This is a genomic window from Stenotrophomonas sp. YJH_SMC_57 (genome assembly GCF_059369755.1).
This window is the reverse complement of record NZ_JCAFSZ010000001.1, coordinates 238,839-259,159: the sequence shown is the minus strand read 5'-3', so window position 1 is coordinate 259,159 and position 20,321 is coordinate 238,839. Positions and strand designations below refer to the sequence as shown.

At 66.6% G+C, this 20,321-nt stretch carries 16 protein-coding genes and 1 riboswitch; of the genes, 7 read left to right on the top strand and 9 right to left on the bottom strand.

Annotation, left to right across the window (positions count from 1 at the left end):
- Positions 1-97 precede the first annotated feature (97 nt).
- Positions 98-700: a TetR/AcrR family transcriptional regulator gene (locus AC5P7U_RS01125; protein ID WP_006464233.1), complete on the top strand. Its 603-nt coding sequence runs from the start codon at positions 98-100 to the stop codon at positions 698-700.
- 138 nt (positions 701-838) lie between these two features.
- On the opposite strand, the gene AC5P7U_RS01120 is transcribed toward AC5P7U_RS01125, so the two are convergent.
- The 3 genes from AC5P7U_RS01120 to hslO all read right to left on the bottom strand — a co-directional run bounded on the left by AC5P7U_RS01120 (position 839) and on the right by hslO (position 5,833).
- Positions 839-3,583, bottom strand: a complete 2,745-nt coding sequence (locus AC5P7U_RS01120; RefSeq protein WP_197564364.1) for a TonB-dependent receptor domain-containing protein — start codon at positions 3,581-3,583, stop codon at positions 839-841.
- Between the two features lie 391 nt (positions 3,584-3,974).
- The gene (locus AC5P7U_RS01115) at positions 3,975-4,823 is read right to left on the bottom strand and encodes an XOO1806 family protein (RefSeq protein WP_006464105.1); all 849 of its coding nucleotides are present in this window, start codon (positions 4,821-4,823) and stop codon (positions 3,975-3,977) included.
- 116 nt (positions 4,824-4,939) lie between these two features.
- The gene (hslO, locus tag AC5P7U_RS01110) at positions 4,940-5,833 is read right to left on the bottom strand and encodes an Hsp33 family molecular chaperone HslO (RefSeq protein ID WP_006464103.1); all 894 of its coding nucleotides are present in this window, start codon (positions 5,831-5,833) and stop codon (positions 4,940-4,942) included.
- Between the two features lie 77 nt (positions 5,834-5,910).
- On the opposite strand from hslO, the gene mtgA reads away from it, so the two are divergent.
- The 3 genes from mtgA to AC5P7U_RS01095 all read left to right on the top strand — a co-directional run bounded on the left by mtgA (position 5,911) and on the right by AC5P7U_RS01095 (position 8,135).
- Entirely contained in the window at positions 5,911-6,660 is a 750-nt protein-coding gene (mtgA, locus tag AC5P7U_RS01105) for a monofunctional biosynthetic peptidoglycan transglycosylase (protein WP_006464101.1), read from the top strand.
- Between the two features lie 64 nt (positions 6,661-6,724).
- The gene (locus tag AC5P7U_RS01100) at positions 6,725-7,744 is read left to right on the top strand and encodes a glycosyltransferase family 2 protein (protein WP_049455965.1); all 1,020 of its coding nucleotides are present in this window, start codon (positions 6,725-6,727) and stop codon (positions 7,742-7,744) included.
- A complete protein-coding gene (locus AC5P7U_RS01095) occupies positions 7,704-8,135 on the top strand; it encodes a CBS domain-containing protein (RefSeq protein ID WP_012511858.1) in 432 nt (143 codons plus the stop codon). Before AC5P7U_RS01100 ends, AC5P7U_RS01095 begins: the two co-directional genes overlap by 41 nt.
- Before the next feature lie 561 nt (positions 8,136-8,696).
- Here AC5P7U_RS01095 and AC5P7U_RS01090 read toward each other — a convergent pair.
- The 4 genes from AC5P7U_RS01090 to AC5P7U_RS01075 form a co-directional block, all read right to left on the bottom strand.
- Positions 8,697-10,670 carry an AsmA family protein gene (locus tag AC5P7U_RS01090; RefSeq protein WP_197564536.1) on the bottom strand — a complete coding sequence of 658 codons (1,974 nt, stop codon included), beginning with the start codon at positions 10,668-10,670 and terminating at the stop codon, positions 8,697-8,699.
- A gap of 83 nt (positions 10,671-10,753) precedes the next feature.
- Positions 10,754-11,392, bottom strand: coding sequence for a PAQR family membrane homeostasis protein TrhA (gene trhA, locus AC5P7U_RS01085; protein WP_005418403.1), 639 nt, complete (start codon positions 11,390-11,392; stop codon positions 10,754-10,756).
- Positions 11,393-11,566: 174 nt separating this feature from the next.
- The gene (locus tag AC5P7U_RS01080; RefSeq protein WP_006464054.1) at positions 11,567-13,171 is read right to left on the bottom strand and encodes a peptide chain release factor 3; all 1,605 of its coding nucleotides are present in this window, start codon (positions 13,169-13,171) and stop codon (positions 11,567-11,569) included.
- A gap of 66 nt (positions 13,172-13,237) precedes the next feature.
- Positions 13,238-14,122 (bottom strand): M23 family metallopeptidase, encoded by an 885-nt coding sequence (locus AC5P7U_RS01075; protein WP_414554954.1) that lies wholly within the window; start codon positions 14,120-14,122, stop codon positions 13,238-13,240.
- Positions 14,123-14,271: 149 nt separating this feature from the next.
- Positions 14,272-14,390, top strand: a riboswitch (SAM riboswitch).
- Positions 14,391-14,467: 77 nt separating this feature from the next.
- On the opposite strand from AC5P7U_RS01075, the gene metX reads away from it, so the two are divergent.
- The 3 genes from metX to AC5P7U_RS01060 are packed head-to-tail and all read left to right on the top strand — an operon-like array spanning position 14,468 to position 17,795.
- The gene (gene metX / locus AC5P7U_RS01070) at positions 14,468-15,499 is read left to right on the top strand and encodes a homoserine O-succinyltransferase MetX (RefSeq protein WP_197564538.1); all 1,032 of its coding nucleotides are present in this window, start codon (positions 14,468-14,470) and stop codon (positions 15,497-15,499) included.
- A complete protein-coding gene (locus tag AC5P7U_RS01065; protein WP_414554953.1) occupies positions 15,496-16,731 on the top strand; it encodes an O-succinylhomoserine (thiol)-lyase in 1,236 nt (411 codons plus the stop codon). Before metX ends, AC5P7U_RS01065 begins: the two co-directional genes overlap by 4 nt.
- Positions 16,728-17,795: a homoserine dehydrogenase family protein gene (locus AC5P7U_RS01060; RefSeq protein WP_006464045.1), complete on the top strand. Its 1,068-nt coding sequence runs from the start codon at positions 16,728-16,730 to the stop codon at positions 17,793-17,795. Before AC5P7U_RS01065 ends, AC5P7U_RS01060 begins: the two co-directional genes overlap by 4 nt.
- Before the next feature lie 32 nt (positions 17,796-17,827).
- Here the strand turns inward: AC5P7U_RS01060 and AC5P7U_RS01055 are convergent, their stop codons facing one another.
- Both AC5P7U_RS01055 and AC5P7U_RS01050 read right to left on the bottom strand, forming a co-directional pair.
- Positions 17,828-18,823 (bottom strand): alpha/beta fold hydrolase, encoded by a 996-nt coding sequence (locus AC5P7U_RS01055; RefSeq protein WP_312561579.1) that lies wholly within the window; start codon positions 18,821-18,823, stop codon positions 17,828-17,830.
- A 78-nt stretch (positions 18,824-18,901) separates the two neighbouring features.
- The gene (locus tag AC5P7U_RS01050; protein WP_006464040.1) at positions 18,902-20,284 is read right to left on the bottom strand and encodes an L-serine ammonia-lyase; all 1,383 of its coding nucleotides are present in this window, start codon (positions 20,282-20,284) and stop codon (positions 18,902-18,904) included.
- Positions 20,285-20,321 lie beyond the last annotated feature (37 nt).

The window sequence follows — 20,321 nt, the reverse complement described above, 5'->3', positions numbered from 1 at the left end:
GTATGGTGCACTGCGGCAGGTAGTCCGGCGGGGGGCGTAACGGTTTCGACCGCAACGGCGTACTGCAACGAACCCCGGCGTATGGTTAAATCAGCCCATGAATCAACCTGACGCTTCCGCCGGCGAACCGCGCGCCGGCCGCAACAGCCGCCTGAGTGCCGAAGACTGGGCCCAGGCGGCCCTCGACCTGATTGCTGAACAAGGTGTGGGTGCCGTCGCGGTGGAACCGTTGGCACGGCGCCTGGGTGTGACCAAGGGCAGTTTCTATTGGCATTTCCCTTCCCGCGATGCCCTGCTGCAGGCGGCGCTGGAACGCTGGGAACTGTTCGAACAGGAACAGGTGTTCGGCAGCCTCGAGGATGTGCCCGATCCGCGCGTACGCCTGCGCCAGCTGTTCCAGATGGTGGCGCACGAAGTGCAGCCGCACATCATCTACAGCGAACTGCTGAAAGCGCTGGATCATCCGATGGTACGCCCGGTGATCGACCGCGTGTCGCAGCGTCGCCTGGACTACCTGATTGCCTCGTTCCGCCAGGCCGGGCTCAGCTCCACCGATGCGCGGCATCGCGCGCGCCTGGCCTATGCCGCGTATGTCGGCTTCCTGCAGCTGTCGCTGCAGCTGCAGCAGCCCAAGCAGGCCCGCGAGGATTTCGAGGCCTATGTCGAGCACCTCATCGAGACGCTGATTCCGAACGGTTGAAGATCGCCGTAGCTGGTCACGAGAAAGCCGCGGCACTGCCGCGGCTTTTTTATTGCGTGCCATCCACGTATGGCCGGCGCCACAAAGAACAACGGCCCCTTGCGGGGCCGTTGCTGCATCAGCCGATCAGTGGATCGATCAGAACTTCTGCTTGTACTGCATGTACATGTAGCGGCCCGGCAGGTCGTACTGCGGGTCGAACATGTTGGCGCGGACCGAGTAGGACACCGGCGGGTTCTTGTCCCACACGTTGTTCAGGCCGACCATGATGGTGCCCTTCCACGGCGTGTTGTAGCGGAACTGGACGTCGTGGTAGGTGGTGGCGCCGATGTGGTTTTCGCGGTTGTCGGGATCCGAGCAGTAGCTGCGCAGTGCGCCGCCCAGCGAGCAGACCTCGGTCATGCCCGACTTGTAACGCAGGCCATAGTTGACGCCGAAATCACCGTAGGACCAGTCGACGTACAGGTTGGAACGGACGCGCCAGTACGGATCCTGGTCGAGGTAGCGACCCTGGCGACCTTCAACCGGGGCATCCTCGGTCGACTTGGTTTCCCACTTCGACAGGTAGGTGCCGTCCAGGCTGACGGTGAACTGGCCGAACGAGGTTTCCGGCAGGCGGTACAGGACGCCCAGGTCCCAGCCTTCCACCTTGTACGACGCCAGGTTCATCAGCGGCATGTCGACGTTGGTGATGGTGTAGCGCTCGTTGGCGGTGCCGTAGTTCGGATCACGCGTGATCAGGCCGCAGTAGGCTGCCTGCTGCTGTGCGGTACCACCGTAGCAACGATCCATGATGTCGCCGATCGCCGGACGGGTGATGGCGTCTTCGATCTTGATCTGCCACCAGTCCAGGGTGACGTTCAGACCGGTGACGAAGCTCGGGCTCCACACCAGGCCCAGCGTCTTGCTGGTCGAGGTTTCCGGCTTCAGGTTCGGGTTCGACTTCCAGGTGAACGGCTCGACCGTCTGCAGCGGGCCAGGCTCGCCATCGGTGTTCGGCTGGACGAAGTTGGCCGGAACGCCCTGTGCAATACACTGGGCAAGCACGGCGCCGGTCGGGTTGTTGGCCCGGGCGCACGGATCGGCGTAGGTCTCGAACGAGTCGGTGTCACCGCGGTACAGATTGTTGATGCTTGGTGCGCGGAAGCCTTCGGAGTAGTTACCACGCACCATCAGGTCATCGATCGGCTTCCAGCGGAAGCCGAACTTGTTGTTGGTGGTGTTGCCGAAGTTGCTGTAGTCCGAGAAGCGCGAGGCGATGCTGAAGTCCAGCAGCTTGGCGCCCGGCAGGTCTGCCAGCACCGGGATCGACAGTTCCACGTAGAACTCGTCCAGGTCGTAGGCACCCTTGGTCGGTGCTGCACCGTTGCCGGTGCTCAGGCCCGAGGCGATGAAGGCGTCCGGATCGAACTGGCCGCTTTCCTTACGACCTTCGTAGCCGGCAGCGAAGCTCAGCGCACCGGCCGGCAGCTGCACGATTTCGCCGGAGATGTTGGCGTAGTAGCTCTTCGATACCAGGCTCGCCGAGTCGTGCGCGGTGAACGAGGTGTAGTCCAGAGCGCCCTGCGAGATCGAGCCCAGGCCACCGAGCGGATTGATCGGCACGCAACCGGCAATGACGGCACCTGCCGAGTTCAAGCAGACCGGGCTGCCATCGCGGATGGCCGACGGGCCGTACGCTTCTTCCAGGCGCTGTACATTGAACAGGCCGTAGGTCAGATCGTTCTGGTCGGTCTTGTCGTAGCGGTAGCCGACATCCCAGTCGAAGTTGCGACCGGCGAACTCGAAGAAGCCTTCGAAACCACCGTAGAAGTGCCAGTTCTTGACGTTCTGGTTGAACGAACGGCCGCCGGTTTCATTGAAACGGCGGTTGACGCCGGTCAGGTCGACGCCATACGGGTTGTACATGCTGTCAGCGGACAGCGTCATGCCGGTCACCGGCATCGCAGCCAGCAGCTGCTCGGACTTGCGCTCGTTGTACATCGCCTCGGTACGGAAGGTGATGTTGTCGGTGATGTTGTACGAACCGACGGCGAACAGCGAGGTGCGCTCGTTCGGGGTCAGCAGGTAGTTGTCGGGCGCAGTGTTGTAACCGTGCTGGTTGGAGACGAACGGCGTTTCCACACCATTGATGATGACGTAGCGCTGATCATTGCGGACATAGGAGCCCGGAATACCGGTGCCGCTCTGGCCGCTGAAGAACGGCGGGCCACCGGCGGAGATCTTGCGATCACCGGCCATCACGGCCTTCTCGTCAACGTAGGACACGCCCAGCACCAGCGAAGCGCGATCGGTGGTGGTGCCGAGGGTGAAGTCGGCCGCGGTGCGCTCGCCGTCGCCGGCGCTGTACTGGCCCTTGTAGACGTTGGCTTCAGCACCATCGAAGTTCTGCTTGGTGATGATGTTCACCACGCCGGCGATGGCATCCGAACCGTAGATGGTCGAGGCGCCGTCCTTCAGGACGTCGATGCGCTCGATCATCGCGGTCGGGATGGTGTTCAGGTCGACGCTGCCATCCAGACCGGTGGTCCAGCGGCGGCCGTTGACCAGCACCAGGGTGCGCTCGGAACCGAGGTTGCGCAGGCTGACGCCGGCCGAGCCGTCACCGCCGTTGTTGAACGTACGGTTCAGGGCGGCACCGTTGGCGGCGACGCGCTGCAGGATGTCGGCGACCGAGGTCACGCCCTGCTTTTCGATGTCGGCACGGGTCAGGCTGAGCACCGGCTGCGAGGTTTCGATGTCGGTGCTCTTGATGCGCGAACCGGTGACCGAGATGCGGTCCAGGTTGGTCGCTTCCTGAGCCTGGGCGGTGGCAGTGGACGCCACACCGGCAACGAGCGCGACCAGGACGGCGTCGCGCAGCTTGTTGGACTTGAAGTTCATTGGCTCTCTCTCTCCAAGAAATCTTGGCTGGGTGATTGCCTGCGTACGGAGCGAAAAGGCGCTCCAAAAAACGCGAGGCTGAGCCGATAGTACTGGTGCGTTCCCAAAAATTAAAGGTGTGTTAATACAGGGCGTGGCAGGGCTGAATGCGATGGGGGCAGGTCATTGACGTCATTGAATTCAATGACTTGAGGCCGTTCCAGCCCAGCTCGCCAGCCTGGCGTTAGTTTCATGTGAAAGAAAATATTTCGGTTGTTGCAGTGTGCAGGCGAAAGAATTCTTTCCGTCCATCGGCCATTCAGGATTGCTGCGGCGCAAAAAAAGAACGGGCGCCCTGCGGCACCCGTTCCCATTCAACGCCCGGATTGTGAGCCCCGCCGGTGCTGTCCGGTCAGAGATCCTGCTCGTAGCGGACGTACGGCACGGTGCCGTCATCGTTGCTTTCATTGCGCGGCGAGAACGGATTCTTGCCGCGGCTGATCACGTTCTCGGCGCCAACGGTGAGCTGGCCGGACCAGGGAGTACGCCAGGTCAGCCCGATTCCCAGGCCTTCCCATTTGCCAGGCTTGCCCGGCACGTCGACGACACGCCCGATGATGCTGCCGGTGAAGTTGCCGTAGCCGGCGCCGATGCTCAGGCTCTTGCTGTCCCAGCGATCGACGATGGCCGGTGAGGCATCAGCCAGCGGTACCAGGCGGGCCTTGGCATAGGTGCCGGCGATGGAGACGAAGCCCTCGCGGCCGATGTTCTTCTGCGCGAACACGGTCAGGTCGTTCTGCTCGGCGCGCAGCGAAGGGGTCTTGTTCGGGCCTGACAGCCAGGCCGGCAGGGTTTCACGGCCGGTACCGGCGGTGATGCCCAGGCGGCTGTTGCCACGGTTCAGTGCGGCGGTGCCGGTGAAGCGGCGGCTGTTGAGGTCGTCATCGTCGCCGAGGCTGGCCAGCATGCAGTGACTGGCCAGGCCGCTGATGCTGGTTCCGCTGCTGCTGTTGCAGAGCAGGCCCAGCGAATCGCCGGAGGACAGGCCGAAGGCGGCATCCAGCGAGTTGCGGCCGAAGTGCCAGCGGGCGCCGGCTGCCTGTTCGCCGGTGGGTTCCAGATACAGCAGGGCCTCGACCTTGCCGCTGCCCTTGTTCCACACCGGCAGCACGGTACGGGTGTCCTTGCTCTGCGCATGCGCGCCCGCAATCGCTCCAAGGGCGATCAGCAGGGCCAGCGGTAGACGCAGGAAGGTACGCATCGGACCAGTTCAGACAGGGATGAACAACGGAAGTTCCCGCGGAAACGGGAACTTGATCGTAGGGCGTTTATGAATTCTTAACAAGCCTTGATCCCCCCAGATGCAAGACCAGCCGATTACTGAAGCCGTTCAGGTGCCGGCACAGTCCCCTCGGCACCGTGGAACAGTATGCCGAACTCCGTCAAAGGAAAGTGATACTCACGCCCGCAGAATTCGCAGCGCACCTCGACTGCGTTGGTGGCTTCGGCGGCGGCACGGGCCTCCTCCTCGCCCAGCGACTGCAGCATCGATGCGACCCGTTCACGCGAGCAGGAGCAGGCGAAGGACAGCGGCTTGCTGCCCATCAGCTCGGGCTTCTCCTCGTGGAACAGGCGGTGCAGCAACTGCTCGGCCGGGGTGGCCAGCAGTTCGGCCTTGCCCAGGGTCTCGAACAGGGCGCTGGCGCGGGCCCAGCCGTCCTCGTCGCCTTCGTCGCCCGGCAGCTTCTGCAGCAGCAGGCCGGCGGCACCGTTGCGGTCGGCGGCCAGCAGCAGGCGGGTCGGCAGCTGCTCGGACTGGCGGAAGTAGTCCTCGAAGGCTTCGTCCAGTTCCGGTGCGGTCAGGCCGACCAGGCTCTGGTAGCGCTGCGGTTCGCGCGGGTCCAGGCCCGGGTTCTCGATGGTGATCGCGAGCAGGGCGTCATCGCCCAGGCTGGACAGGTCGCGCGGCGCGTCGGCACCGTCGCTGAGCTGGGCGATGCCGCGCAGGGTACCGGCGGCGGTGCATTCGGCGAACAGCGTGCGCAGGGCGGTGCTGCTGCGCAGCTGGATCGACAGGCGGCCATCGATCTTGGTGTGGCCGGTGAACAGCGCCGAGGCCACGCAGGCCTCGCCGAGCAGCTCGGCAGCGGTATCCGGGTACTGGGCGTGGGACAGGATTTCCTGCCAGGTGGCCTGCAGGTGCACATGCACGCCGCGGACGCCGGCGTCGGGCAGCAGGAAGCGGATCAGGGAATCGGAGTTGGCGGTCATCGGCTCACATCGCGCGTAAACGGAGGCGGTTGCCGGATAATGCGCCGACAACCAGACAGAAGAAGGATGCACCAGTAATGGGGGCAGCGGGAGAGCAGCACAAGGTCGAGGCCGGGGCGGACGTCCCTCGCCGCAGGCGCTGGCGCTGGAAGCGGCTGCTGTGGCTGCCGGTGCTGCTGGCCGCCTTCAGCTGCCTGCAGGTACTGGTATTGCGGTTCATCGACCCGCCCGGGTCCATGGTGATGCTGTGGCGCTACGGTGAGGCGCTGGGTGAGGCGGACTGGTCCTATCGGCTGCATTACCAGTGGCGCGACCTGGACCAGATGGCGCCCAGCCTGCCGATCTCGCTGGTGGCGGCCGAAGATCAACGCTTTCCCGACCACAATGGATTCGACCTGCAGGCCATCGAAAAGGCACGCGACCACAACGCAAAGGGGGGCCGCCTGCGCGGTGCCAGCACGATCAGCCAGCAGGTGGCCAAGAACCTGTTCCTGTGGCAGGGCCGCAGCTGGGTCCGCAAGGGCCTTGAGGTCTGGTACACGGTGCTGATCGAAGCGCTGTGGCCGAAGGAGCGCATCCTGGAGATGTACGCCAACATCGCCGAGTTCGGGGATGGTGTGTATGGCGCACAGGCCGCGGCGCAGAAATTCTGGGGCAAGGACGCGGCTCGGCTGAGCCCGGCCGAAAGCGCGCGGCTGGCGGCGGTGCTGCCGGCACCACGGCGCTACAACGCGGCGGCGCCGGGGCCCTATGTACAGCGGCGTGCGGCATGGATCCAGCGCCAGGCGCGGCAGCTGGGGGGGGCGGCGTACCTGTCGGAGGAGTGAGGGCGCGGCCTGCCGGGTCTGCAGGTGGCGGCCCGCATGCGCGCCGGCAACGTACAATCCGGGCATGACCCGTGAACGGCTTACCTTTGTCATCGCCGCCTACAACGAGGCCCTGGCACTGCCGTTGCTGCATCCGCGGTTGTGCGCGGTGCTGGATGGCATGCCCGACATCGAAGGCCACATCCTGTATGTGGACGACGGCAGCCACGACGACACCTGGCCGGTGATCGCCGGCCTGGCCCAGGCCGATGCGCGGGTCTCGGCGCTGAAGCTCTCGCGCAACTTCGGCAAGGAGGCCGCGCTGACGGCCGGCCTGGACCTGGTGCGCGAGGGGGCGGCGATGATCCTCGATGCGGACGGCCAGGACCCACCGGAGTTGGTGCCGCAGTTCGTCGCGCGCTGGCGCGAGGGGCACGACAACGTCTATGGCACGCGCATGGCCCGCGATGGCGAGGCCTGGGTCAAGCGCGCCACGGCGGCGATGTTCTACCGGGTGATGGGGCGCCTGTCGCGCACGCCGATCCCTGCCGACACCGGGGATTTTCGCCTGTTGTCGCCGCGCGCGCTGAGCGCACTGCGCGAGATGCGCGAGCGTCATCGGTTCATGAAGGGCCTCTTCAGCTGGGTCGGGTTCAAGCGGGTGGCGGTGCCCTATCACCGCCATGCGCGCGTGGCTGGTACCAGCAAGTTCAGCCTGTGGCGGCTGTGGAACTTCGCCCTGGAGGGCATCACCGGTTTCTCTACCGTGCCGCTGCGGGCCGCCACCTATCTGGGGCTGGCAACGGCGGCGGTGGCCTTCGTGTTCGGCCTGTGGGTGATCGTCAAGGCGGCGCTGTATGGCGATCGGGTGGCGGGTTGGCCGACGATGATGGCGGTGATCCTGTTCCTGGGCGGCGTGCAGCTGATCGCGCTGGGCCTGATCGGGGAATACCTGGGGCGGCTGTATGAAGAGTCCAAGCAGCGGCCGCTGTACCTGGTTGACGCGTGGCTAGCATCGGCCGTGGCAGACTCGGCCCTGCAACCCACCCTTGGAGGGCAGGCGGATGACCACGGTACGGCAACTGTTGGACGGCAAGTCTCCTGAAGTACATGCGGTCGCGCCGGATGCGGCGGTGATCGATGCGATCCGGTTGATGGCGGAGAAGGGTATCGGCGCGGTGCTGGTGATGGATGGGCCGCGACTGGTCGGCATCCTGTCCGAGCGCGATTACGCGCGCAAGATCGTGCTGCGCGATCGTTCGTCGCGGGATACGGCGGTGGCCGAGATCATGACGGCCCAGGTGGTGACAGTGTCGCCGGGCGAGCAGGTGGAGCACTGCCTGCAGCTGGTGACCGATTACCGCATCCGCCATCTGCCGGTGGTGGAAGGCGCGCAGGTGCTGGGGGTGATTTCCATCGGTGATCTGGTGAAGTCGGTGATCGATGCACAGCGCAGGGAGCTGGATCAGCTGCAGCAGTACATCGTGGCGGGATGAGTTGTTCGCTGGCGGGCCTGCGGCCCGCCGGCCCGCTTTTTGCAGCCAGAGCCAAAGCCAAAGCAGCGCTTTCCTGATACGTTGGGAGGCGGAGGGTGCGGCTGGTCAGGACACGCCGTAAACCCATCCATGGGGGCTCGATGGCGCCTTGCTCGTGTGCGCTGTCCTGCGCACACGGCAAGACCGGGGTTGGGCGTCCTGCCCAACCCGCCCGAGGCATGCCTCGGGCCCATGGCGCCAACGGTCCTGCACGCCCATGCCCTCTACCTCTGGATACATTGCCGCGAGCGCGGTGAGATTCGCCGCAGACGATCTGCTTTTGGTAGCTGCCAACCTTGGTTGGCAACAGCTTTTGACTCTGCTTTTTTCTTTTGACCTTGAATTTCCATTCTCGTTCCGCGCGCGCGGGAAACTGTCGGGAGGGGGACGGGTGACGCAGGCAGGACCGTTGGCGCCATGGATGGCGCCATCGAGCCCCCATGGATGGGTTCACGGCGTGTCCTGCCTGCGTCACCCGTAACCCTCAAACTACGCTTCACTCAGGCGCCGCGAACAACGCTTCTACTTCGCATACTGCCCGCCACAATTGGCATCCTTGCCCGGTCCCAGTTCAATGGTCGCCAGCAGCGCCGCCGGCGGGGCGATGCTGCCCAGCGCCAGGGCCACCGCGCCACGAATGCCAAGCGCCTTGAAGTCCGGCCGGAACGAGGGGTCCTTGAACGTGCCACTGATGTGCAGTGGAGAGCGCAGCACCAGGATGCTCTTGTCCTTCGGACGCGGCTTCAGCAGCAGGTCGAGGGTCTCGTCGCGCAGGCTGACCGTGCCCTCGCCAATGATGATCGTGTCAGTGGTATCCACCGCCAGTGCCTGGCTGGTCATCAGGCCGTCGCGCACGCCGAAGTCGGCGAAGGCGCAGCGCAGGGGAATCTGCTTGTCACCGGTCACCAGGAACTTCAACGACTCGGTGACATCCAGCCCGGCCAGTTCCATCACCAGGTTGCCGACATGGCCGCGACCCATCGCCAGGCCGACCTTGCCGCTGCTGCTGCCCAGCATCGCGGCGATCGAGTTGCCACGGCCGCTCAGGTCGACTTCGCCGCCGATGCCGCCCTTGGCCTGCTCGGCCAGTTTTGCATCCGGGAACAGCTGGCCCAGCTGCACACCGCGCACGCTGGCTTTCAGTGCAGTGCTGATCTGCGCCTGCCGCGCGTCCATGCGGATCGTACTGCGGATATCGCCGCCGGCCACGCCGAAGTTCAGCGGGTCCAACCGCAGTACGCCGTCATCCAGCAGCAGGTGCGCATCCATGTCGTCCAGCGGCAACGACGGCGCGTTGATGCGGTGGGCCTTCCAGCGCACATCGGCATCCATCGCGCGCAGCTTGCCGAGGTTGTACGGGGTGTCGGGCAGTACCCGGGCACGCGCGGCGATGCGCGCGGCCTCGGCCTTCTGCTCGGCGTTCGCGGTCTCGCCGCTGCCGGTCTTCGGTGGTGCACCGACGAAGCCGGCCAGATCGTCGAAGTCCAGTCGCCTGGATTCCAGCGTGGCGGTCAGCCGCGGGCGTGCGCCGCCGACGTCGAACTGCAGGTTGCCACCAAGATCGCTGTCGCCGACCTTGCCGGTGAACTGCTCGTAGCGCCAGGTGTCGTGGTCGCGCTTGAGGCGGCCATTCAACGCGTACGGCGGCGAGGACGGAATGGCGATGCCGAGCAGCGGGTACAGGTCGGCCAGATCCTGACCACTCAGTGCGAACTGCAGGTCGAACACGCGCAGCTGGAACGGATTGGTAAGTGTGCCGTTGGCCACCGCGTGGGTTGCCCCGGCGCGGCCATCGAGGTGGATGCGGAACGGGTGGTCGCTGTCGGTCAGCTGCAGCGGTGATTCAGTGCCGCCGCGCAGGGTGAACGGGTTGCCCTGCCAGCGGCCCTTGCCCTGCACCAGCAGCGGCGGTGCGGCATCGGCCTGTTTCGGCTGGCCGCTGCGCACATCCAGGCGGATGTCGGTGCGGCCGAGTGCATCGAGGAACTGCAGGCGGCCGTCGTCGATGCGCAGGCGCTTGAGCTGGAGGCCTGGCCCGCCAGCGCTGTCACCGAGGAAATCCCAGTTGCCCGGCTCACCCTTGCGCGGGGCCGTTTCCAGCAGGACGTCCGGCCGGGTCAGGCGCACTTCGGGTAGCTGCACGCTGCCACGCAGCAGCGGCCACACCCGCACGTCGATCTCGACGCGGTCGGCGCTGGCCATGTCCGGTTGCTTCGCCCAGCTGGCATTGGCGAAGGTGATCGCGTCGGCGCGGATCGTGCTGGTGCGGCCGAGATCCACATCCAGCTGGCCGATGTGCAGTGCCCGGCCGGTGCGCGCCTGCACGGCGCGTTCGACCGGCCCCTTGAACCAGTTCCAGTCCCACAGTGCGATCAGCAGCAGGACCGCCGCCAGCAGGAAGATCAGGACCGTCAGCCAGCGCCGGCCGCGCGGGCCGGGTCGGCGGAGGCGCCAGCGGGAGGTGCGCGATGTGGCGGGGGAGGCGGCAGCATTCACGCTGCCATGGTTGCCCCCTCATCGTGGACAGGGCGCGAAGCACCCATGTGCGCGGTGTGCACAACCCGCGCGCGGGCCCTGTCTTACAACACCTGCATGGTGACCGCGACGAAGTGGCAGACGCTGCCGCCGATCACGAACAGGTGCCAGATCGCATGCGAATAGGGGATCGATTCGCGGTGGTAGAAGTAGGTGCCCAGGGTGTATGACAGGCCACCGGCCAGCAGCCAGCCCAGCGTCCAGCCGTCGATCGAGGCCAGCATCGGCTTGACCGCCACGATCACCAGCCAGCCCATGGCCACGTAGATGGCGGTGGACAGGCGCTTGAAGCGGCCGGTGTAGAACAGCTTGAACACCACGCCGGCCAGGGCCAGGGTCCAGATCGCCGCGAACAGCCCCCAGCCCCACGGGCCGCGCAGGCCGATCAGGGTGAACGGGGTGTAGGTGCCGGCGATCAGGACGTAGATCGCGCAGTGGTCGAACACCTTCAGGCGACCCTTGGCGACCGGGTGCTGGATGGCGTGATAGAGGGTGGAAGCCGTATACAGCAGCAGCAGCGCGATGCCGAACACGATGGCGCCGGCCAGCTGCCAGCCGTCACTGTAGATGGCGGCCAGGGTGATCAGTACCGCGCCCGCGCCGAGGGCGAGCACGGCGCCCAGGCCGTGGGTCAGGGCGCTGGCGATTTCTTCGCGGATCGAAGCAACGGAAGTCGTGGACATGGCGTGGGCATCGTTCGCGGGGAGGGGGACCCGCACCCCTCTATCATCGCCGCGATGGGCGGCGCATGCACGCCCATCACCGTATGGTCGGTGAATCCCCGCGTTGCGCAGATGCGCCCGCGATCAGTAGATCCACGCCATGCGTGGATGAACCGCCGCGGGCCTCCTTGCGGTTCAGCCGGCCGACACCGTATGCGCCGCTTCGCGGGTGGCCGAGAAGCGCACATCCGGAGAACGTTCCTGCGCCAGCTGCAGGTTGACCCGGGTCGGAGCCAGGTAGACCAGGTGGCCGGCCGCGTCCAGGGCCAGGTTCAGCGCGTTCTTCTCGCGGAACTCTTCCAGCTTCTTCTCGTTGCTGCAGTGGACCCAACGCGCGGTGGTCACGCTGACCTGCTCGAACGTGGCTTCCACGCCGTACTCGTCCTTCAGGCGATAGGCGGCCACGTCGAACTGCAGCACGCCGACCGCACCCAGGATCAGGTCGTTGCTGGTGAGCGGGCGGAAGAACTGGGTGGCCCCTTCTTCGGACAGCTGGGCCAGGCCCTTCTGCAGCTGCTTGAGCTTGAGCGGATCGCGCAGGCGGGCACGGCGGAACAGTTCCGGGGCGAAGTTGGGAATGCCGGTGAAGGTGACCGCTTCGCCCTCGGTGAATGTATCGCCGATGGAGATGGTGCCGTGGTTGTGGATGCCGATCACATCGCCCGGCCAGGCTTCAGCGGCGATCTCGCGGTCGCTGGCCATGAAGGTGAGCGCGTTGGCCAGCTTCATCTCCTTGCCCGTACGCACGTGGAAGGTCTTCATGCCGGCGCTGAAACGGCCGGAGCAGACGCGCATGAACGCCACGCGGTCACGGTGCTGCGGGTCCATGTTGGCCTGGATCTTGAACACGAAGCCGGTCAGCTTGTTTTCTTCCGGTGCGATGATCCGGCCGGTAGTGGTGCGCGCCTGCGGCGGCGGGGCGTGCTCGACGAAGAAGTCCAGCAGCGGCTGCACGCCGAAGTTGTTCACGCCCGAACCGAAGAACACCGGGGTCTGCTTGCCGGCGCGGTAGGCGTCCAGGTCGAAGGGGTGGCTGGCGCCCTGCACCAGTTCCAGTTCGTCGCGCAGGTCGGCCAGCATCTGCGCACCGATCTTCTCGGCCAGGCCGGGGGCATCGATGGACGGGAAGATGGTCGAGTCCTGGCGGGTGAAGTTGCGGCCGGGTTCGTACAGGTGCACTTCGCCGGTCAGCAGGTGCACCACGCCCTTCAGGCGCTGGCCCATGCCGATCGGCCAGGTCACCGGGGCGCACTGGATGCCGAGCACGGTTTCCACTTCATCCAGCAGCTCGATCGGGTCCTTGCCCTCGCGGTCGAGCTTGTTGATGAAGGTCATGATCGGGGTGTCGCGCAGGCGGCACACTTCCATCAGCTTGATGGTGCGCTCTTCCACGCCCTTGGCCACGTCGATCACCATCAGCGCCGAGTCCACCGCGGTCAGCACGCGGTAGGTGTCCTCGCCGAAGTCGGCGTGGCCGGGGGTGTCGAGCAGGTTGACGATCTTGCCTTCGTACGGGAACTGCATCACCGAGGAGGTCACGGAGATGCCGCGCTCCTTTTCCAGTGCCATCCAGTCGGAGGTGGCGTGGCGGGCGGCCTTGCGGCCCTTGACCGAACCGGCCATCTGGATCGCGCCTCCGAACAGCAGCAGCTTTTCGGTCAGCGTGGTCTTGCCGGCGTCAGGGTGGGAGATGATGGCGAAGGTGCGGCGACGCGACGCTTCGTTGGCGACTTCGGACATGGCAGTGGCGCCCGCCCGGGGCGCTTTTCAAAGAGATAAGCGCCCGATTATACCGGCCGGCGCCGGTCAGCGCCCGATGCCGCCGTCTGCCCCGGCCTGGCGGGCGAACTGCAGCTGGCCCTGTGCGGCGAAGATGCGCACCGGCACCGAGCGCAGGCCCATTCCGCGGTTGACCTGCACCACGAAGTGCAGGTGCGGGGCACTGCTGTAACCACTGTTGCCGGACAGGCCGATCGGCTGCCCGGCCTGCACCGCCTGGCCGCGACGCACGCGCATGCCACCGGCCTGCAGGTGGCCATACAGGGCCATGCTGCCGTCGCTGTGCAGCACGCGGATGAAGTTGGCACGGGCACCATCGCGTTCGCGGTCCTGGCCGTTGCCCTGGAAGCCATCCTGGATCTGCATCACCGTACCCTCGCGCGCGGCCAGCACCAGGGTGCCCTCCGGCAGTGCGAAGTCGACCGCCTCGCGGTTCTCCTCGTCATCGTGGCTGAACCGGCCCTGCGGCGCCTGGTCCACGCGCAGGCGGGCGGCCTCGAAGGGCAGGCGATAGGCGACGTCTTCTGCCTGTGCGGACGGATTGCCTGGCACCGACTGCAGGCGCAGATCGAGCATGCGGCCATCGATCGGGGCGGGCAGATGGCCGACCACCAGGCTGCTGTCACCCTGCAGCAGTGATTCGACCGGGAGGCCTTCGACCGGGTGTCCCGGCGCCGCGCGCAGTTCGATCTGCAACGGCCCCGCCAGCCCGTTGTCGATCCGCGCCTGCCATTGTTCGCCGACCGGCTGCAGGCGCAGTCGAGCCATCGGCGTGGCATCCCGGGCAGATTCCCCAGCGGTGGCAGGGGCGGCCTTGGGCACCAGCCCCCAGCCCTGGCGCCAGTCGCCTGCATGGGCCGTCGCGCTCGCCAGCAGGCACAGCAGCAGGCAGGTCAGGGGCAGGCGTGGCATCCGTGGTTCCGGTCAAAAGGGGCCGCCGGGACTGTACCCGATCCTGAACGGGACGACCGGGACGGCCTCCGCAGAGTTCATCTGCAAATATCCATCGCTTTATCCGCATGAAGGGATTGACAGTGCTGGAAAGGGCTGGCATCGTGGCCCCACCATCGAGACCGGCAGAGGGACAGGCCCTTTGAAGCCGGGGCAGCCCGCAGGCGCGCAAGCGACTGCGTAGGTGCCAAATCCTGCGGGGACCGTGGCGTCCACCGAAAGATGGTTCGAACCATGCACCCCACGTGCATCTCGAACGCGGGCCCCGCGAAGGCTCGATGGCCGATTCCCCAACCGGATCCCGCCATGAGCTTCGCCGCCAGTACCGCGCTTCGCCCCGAACCCTTTGTCCCCGTCAGCGTGCCGGTCGATGACCGCGTGCATGCCGAGCGCGGTGAGTTCGCCGCGGTGCTGTCGATGCGCCACGCCGGCCCCAGCCCGGTTCGCCTGCGCTATGAGTGGGTCGGCCCGGCGAATGCGCCGGTGGTGGTGCTGGCCGGTGGCATTTCCGCCCACCGCCATGTGGCGTCCAACCCGCAGTTCAGCGAGAAGGGCTGGGCCGAAGACCTGGTCGGTAGTGGCCGCGCGCTGGACCCACAGCAGCTGCGCGTGCTGGCCTTTGACTTCATCGGGGCCGACGGTGCGCTGGACGTTCCGATCGATACCGCCGACCAGGCCGATGCGCTGGCGCTGCTGCTGGATCATCTGGGCATCCGCGCGCTGAAAGCGTTCGTCGGCTATTCGTATGGCGCGCTGGTGGGCCAGCAGTTCGCGATCCGCCATCGTGCCCGCGTGCGCCAGCTGGTGCTGGCCAGCGGCGCACATCGCCCGCACCCGTATGCCGCGGCCTGGCGCGCACTGCAGCGCCGCGCCGTCGCGCTCGGCCAGCTGCAGTGCGGCGAAGATCACGGGCTGGCACTGGCCCGCCAGTTCGCCATGCTCAGCTACCGCACCCCGGAAGAATTCGGCGAGCGCTTCGATGCGGCGCCGGAAGTGATCAATGGCCGCGTGCGCGTGGCCGCCGAAGACTATCTCGACGCCGCCGGGGCGCAGTACGTCGCGCGCACGCCGGTGACCGCCTACCTGCGCCTGTCCGAATCGATCGACCTGCACCGCGTGGACCCTGCCGCGATCCTGCCACCGACCGTGGTGGTGGCTGTGGAGGGCGATCGCCTGGTGCCGCTGGCTGACCTGGTCGGCCTGGTCGAAGGACTGGGCCCGCGCGGCAGCCTGCGCGTGCTGCGCTCGCCCTATGGCCACGACGCCTTCCTCAAAGAAACCGATCGCATCGACGCGATCCTCGCCACCGCCTTCCGTACCTCTGGAGAGTCCGCATGAGCCTGCACGCCAACGAGCCGTCCTGTAGCCGTACCACTGCCGCTGTCCGTGCCGGCATCGATCGTGATACCGCGCATGGTGCGGTCACTCCGCCGATCGTGCTGTCGTCGAATTTCAGCTTTGAAGGCTTCGGCAACAAGCGCCAGTACGACTACACGCGCAGTGGCAACCCGACCCGTGACCTGCTGGGTGAAGCGCTTGCGGATCTGGAGGGCGGCGCCGGTGGGGTCGTCACCGCCACCGGCATGGGCGCGATCAATCTGGTGCTGAACGCGCTGCTGCAGCCGGGCGACACGCTGGTGGTGCCGCACGATGCCTACGGCGGCAGCTGGCGGCTGTTCAACGCGCTGGCGAAGAAGGGCCACTTCGAACTGGTCACCGCCGACCTGACCGATCCGCGTGCGCTGGCGCAGGCGCTGGCCACCCAGCCGAAGCTGGTGCTGGTGGAAACCCCGTCCAACCCGCTGTTGCGCATCACCGACCTGCGCTTCGTCATCGATGCCGCGCACAAGGCCGGCGCCCTGGTCGTGGTCGACAACACCTTCCTGTCGCCGGCCCTGCAGCAGCCGCTGTCGTTTGGCGCGGACCTGGTGCTGCATTCCACCACCAAGTACATCAACGGCCACAGCGACGTGGTCGGTGGCGCAGTGGTTGCGCGCGATCCGGCACTGCACGAGCAGCTGGTGTGGTGGGGCAATGCGCTGGGCCTGACCGGCTCGCCGTTCGATGCGTTCCTGACCCTGCGCGGCCTGCGCACGCTGGATGCACGCCTGCGCGTGCACCAGGAAAACACCGCCTCGATTGTTGCCCTGCTGGAGCAGCATCCGGCGGTCGGCGCGGTGTACTACCCGGGCCTGGCCGATCACCCGGGCCATGCCATCGCCGCACGCCAGCAGGAGGGCTTCGGCGCGATGCTGTCGTTCGAGCTGGCGCACTGTGCCGGCGACGATCCGCACGCGGCGGTGCGCGCGTTCGTTGATGGCCTGCGTTGTTTCACCCTGGCCGAATCGCTGGGCGGCGTCGAAAGCCTGATCGCGCATCCGGCGACCATGACCCATGCGGCGATGACCGCCGAAGCGCGTGCGGCGGCCGGGATCAGCGAAGGGCTGCTGCGCCTGTCGGTGGGCATCGAGGCCGAGCGTGACCTGCTGGCCGATCTCGGCGCCGCGCTGCAGCGCGCCGAAGCGGTGATCGATGCCGCTGCACGCCGCAAGCAGGTGGTGGACGCATGAGCGCACTGGCCGCTGACATTCCTGCGCTGGGCGCGGGACGCCTGGCGCTGCTCGGCACCGGCACGGTCGGTTCGGCGTTCGTGCAGCGCTACCAGGTGCTGCAGGCACGCGGGCTGGAACTGCCCAGCGTGCAGTGGCTGGCCAATTCGCGCACTGCGCTGGAGATCGATCGCGACCTGGCGTTGCCGCTGGAACTTGCACGGCGAGCACCGCGCGATGGCCAGAGTTCGCCGCCGTGGGCGAGTGCGGAAGGGCTGGAGCGTGGTGACGTAGTGGTTGACGCAACCGCCAGTGAAGACGTGGCCGCACGGCACGTGCAGTGGCTGGCGCGCGGTGTGCACGTGGTGACCGCCAACAAGCTGGGGCGAGGCGCGCAGCTGGCGCGCGCGCAGGCGATTGCCGAAAGCTGCGCCGACAGTGGCGCACGCTACGGCGACAGCGCCACCGTGGGGGCAGGCCTGCCCCTGCTGAGCAGCCTGCGTGCGCTGGTGGCCGGCGGTGACCATATCCATGCCATCGAGGGCGTCCTGTCCGGATCGCTGGCGTGGTTGTTCCATCGCTATGACGGCCAGTCACCGTTCTCGGCCGCAGTGCGCGAAGCACTGGCGGCTGGCTACACCGAGCCGGATCCGCGGCTGGACCTGTCCGGCGAGGATGTACGCCGCAAGCTGCTGATCCTGGCCCGCAGCAGCGGGTTGGCGCTGGATGCGTCGCAGGTGCAGGTGGATTCGCTGGTGCCTGAAGCGCTCGCCGCGTTGCCGCTGGAAGATGCAGTGGCCGCGCTGGAACAGCTGGATGCGCCGCTGCAGGCACGCTGGCAGCAGGCGCGCGACAATGGGCGCGTGCTGCGTTTTGTCGGTCGCGTCGATGGCCAGGGTGCGCAGGTGGGCCTGCGCGAGCTGCCTGCCGATCATCCATTGGCGCAGGGCGCGGGCACCGACAACCGCGTGGCCATCCATAGCGATCGCTATCAGCGCCAGCCGTTGTTGATCCAGGGACCGGGCGCGGGCGCGGAAGTCACCGCCGCCGCGTTGCTGGATGACGTGCTGCGCATCGTGCGGTAAGGGATCGCTGGGCATCGCCCGGCGCGCCCCCCTCAGCGCGACTTCAACGCCTTCAACAACGCGGCGTTGAACTGTTTCGGATCCTGCACCTGCGGCGAATGGCCCAGCCCGGCGAACTCGACCAGCGTTGCGCCGGGAATCGCCGCCGCCGCGGCCTTGCCCAGCACCGGGTAGTTGCCCAGCGTGGCCTTCAGCCCAGGTGATGCGCGGTCGCGGCCGATCGCCGTGCGGTCCTTCTGGCCGATGAACAGGGTGGTCGGCACCTGCAGGTGCTTCAGTTCGTAGACCACCGGCTGGTTGAACACCATGTCCGAGGCCAGCGCCTGGCTCCAGGCAACGGCCTGCTTGCCCGGCCCTTCGTACATGCCCGACTGCATCCTTGCCCACGGCTCGTAATCGGGTTTCCACTGGCCATCGTAATAGACGTCCAACTGGTAGCGCCGGATGCTGTCGTAGCTGGTTTTCAGCTCGCCGGCATACCACTCGTCGACGCTGCGCCACGGCACGCCCAGCGCCTTCCAGTCTTCCAGCCCGATCGGGTTGACCAGCGACAGGCTGCGCAGGTCCTGCGGGTACATCAGCGCATAGCGTACCGCGAGCATGCCGCCCATCGAATGGCCGACCAGGTGCACCGGCACATCACCCAGCTGCAGCTGCTGCAGCAGGGCGTGGGTGTTGGCGGCGAGCTGCGCGAATGTGTACTGGTAGCGCTCGGGCTTGCTGGATTTGCAGAAACCCACCTGGTCCGGTGCGATCACCCGGTAGCCCGCGGCCAGCAGCGGGGCGATGGTCTGCTGCCAGGTGGCCGCGCAGAAGTTCTTGCCGTGCAGCAACACCACCACCCCGATGGCCCGTCGTTTGGGCAGGACATCCAGGTAGGCCATTTCCAGCGGCTGCTGCTGCGATTCCAGCGCGAAGGTCTTCACCGGATAGCCGTAGTCGAAACCTTCCAGCCGCGGACCATAGGTCGGCGCGGCCAGGGCGGACATCGGCAGGCAGGCGAGCAGGGCGGCAGCGAGCAGGCGCATGGCGTTCTCGGGGGCGAGGGAGCCCCCAGCGTAATGCATCCGGTCATGCGAAGCCGAGCATGGGCCCGGCTCTACACCTCAACACTCGATGACGTTCACCGCCAGGCCACCGCGGCTGGTTTCCTTGTACTTGTCCTGCATGTCGCGGCCGGTATCGCGCATGGTCTTGATCACCTTGTCCAGCGATACCTTGTGCTTGCCGTCGCCACGCATGGCCATGCGCGAGGCGTTGATTGCCTTCACCGCGCCCATCGCGTTGCGTTCGATGCACGGAATCTGCACCAGGCCGCCGATCGGATCGCAGGTCAGGCCCAGATTGTGTTCCATGCCGATTTCCGCGGCGTTCTCGATCTGGCTCGGGTTACCGCCCAGCGCCGCGACCAGGCCGCCGGCCGCCATCGAGCAGGCCACGCCCACTTCGCCCTGGCAGCCCACTTCGGCACCGGAAATCGAGGCGTTCTCCTTGTACAGGATGCCAATCGCCGCCGAGGTCAGCAGGAAGTCGAACACGCGCTGCTCGTTGGCGCCGGGGCAGAAGCGGTCGAAGTAGTGCAGCACTGCAGGCAGCACGCCGGCGGCACCGTTGGTCGGCGCGGTGACCACACGGCCACCGGCGGCGTTTTCCTCATTCACTGCCAGCGCGTACAGATTGACCCAGTCCAGCGTGGTCAGCGGGTCGCGCATTGCTGCTTCCGGCTTCGACGACAGTTCGCGGTACAGCGCCGGTGCGCGACGGCCCACCTTCAGGCCACCCGGCAGCACGCCTTCCTCACGGATGCCGCGCGTCACGCACGACTGCATCGCGCTCCAGATCTCGCGCAGCTGGGCGCGGATCTCGTCCTCGCTGCGCCAGCACTTCTCGTTCTCGAACATCAGCTGGGCGATGCTCAGGCCGCTGCGCGCGGTCTGCGCCAGCAGCTCGTCGCCGCTCTTGAACGGGTAGGGCAGCGGCGTCTCGTCGGGCACGATGCGGTCATCGGCCGCGTCGTCCTGGTTGACCACGAAACCGCCGCCAACGGAGTAGTAGTCGCGGGTGGCGATCACTTCGTCGTCGGCGTTGTACGCAGTGAAGCGCATGCCGTTGGTGTGGTACGGCAGCTTCTGGCGCTTGTTCATGCCGAGGTCGCGCTTCTCGTCGAAGGCGATCTCGTGCTGGCCCATCAGCTGGATGCGCTTGCTGCTGCGGATGCGCTCCAGGGTGGCCGGAATGATGTCCGGGTCGATCAGGTTCGGCCGCTGGCCTTCCAGGCCGAGCAGGATCGCCTTGTCGGTGCCATGGCCACGGCCGGTCAGCGCCAGTGAGCCATAGACATCGGCGCGGATGCGTGCGACCTCGTGCAGGCGGCCCGGATCGAGCAGCCAGCGATGGATGAATCGCTCGGCGGCCTTCATCGGCCCGACGGTGTGCGAGGAACTCGGACCAATGCCGATCTTGAAAACGTCGAACGTGCTGACAGCCATGGATGCCAAACTGCGGGTACCGGACAAGCCGCTATTC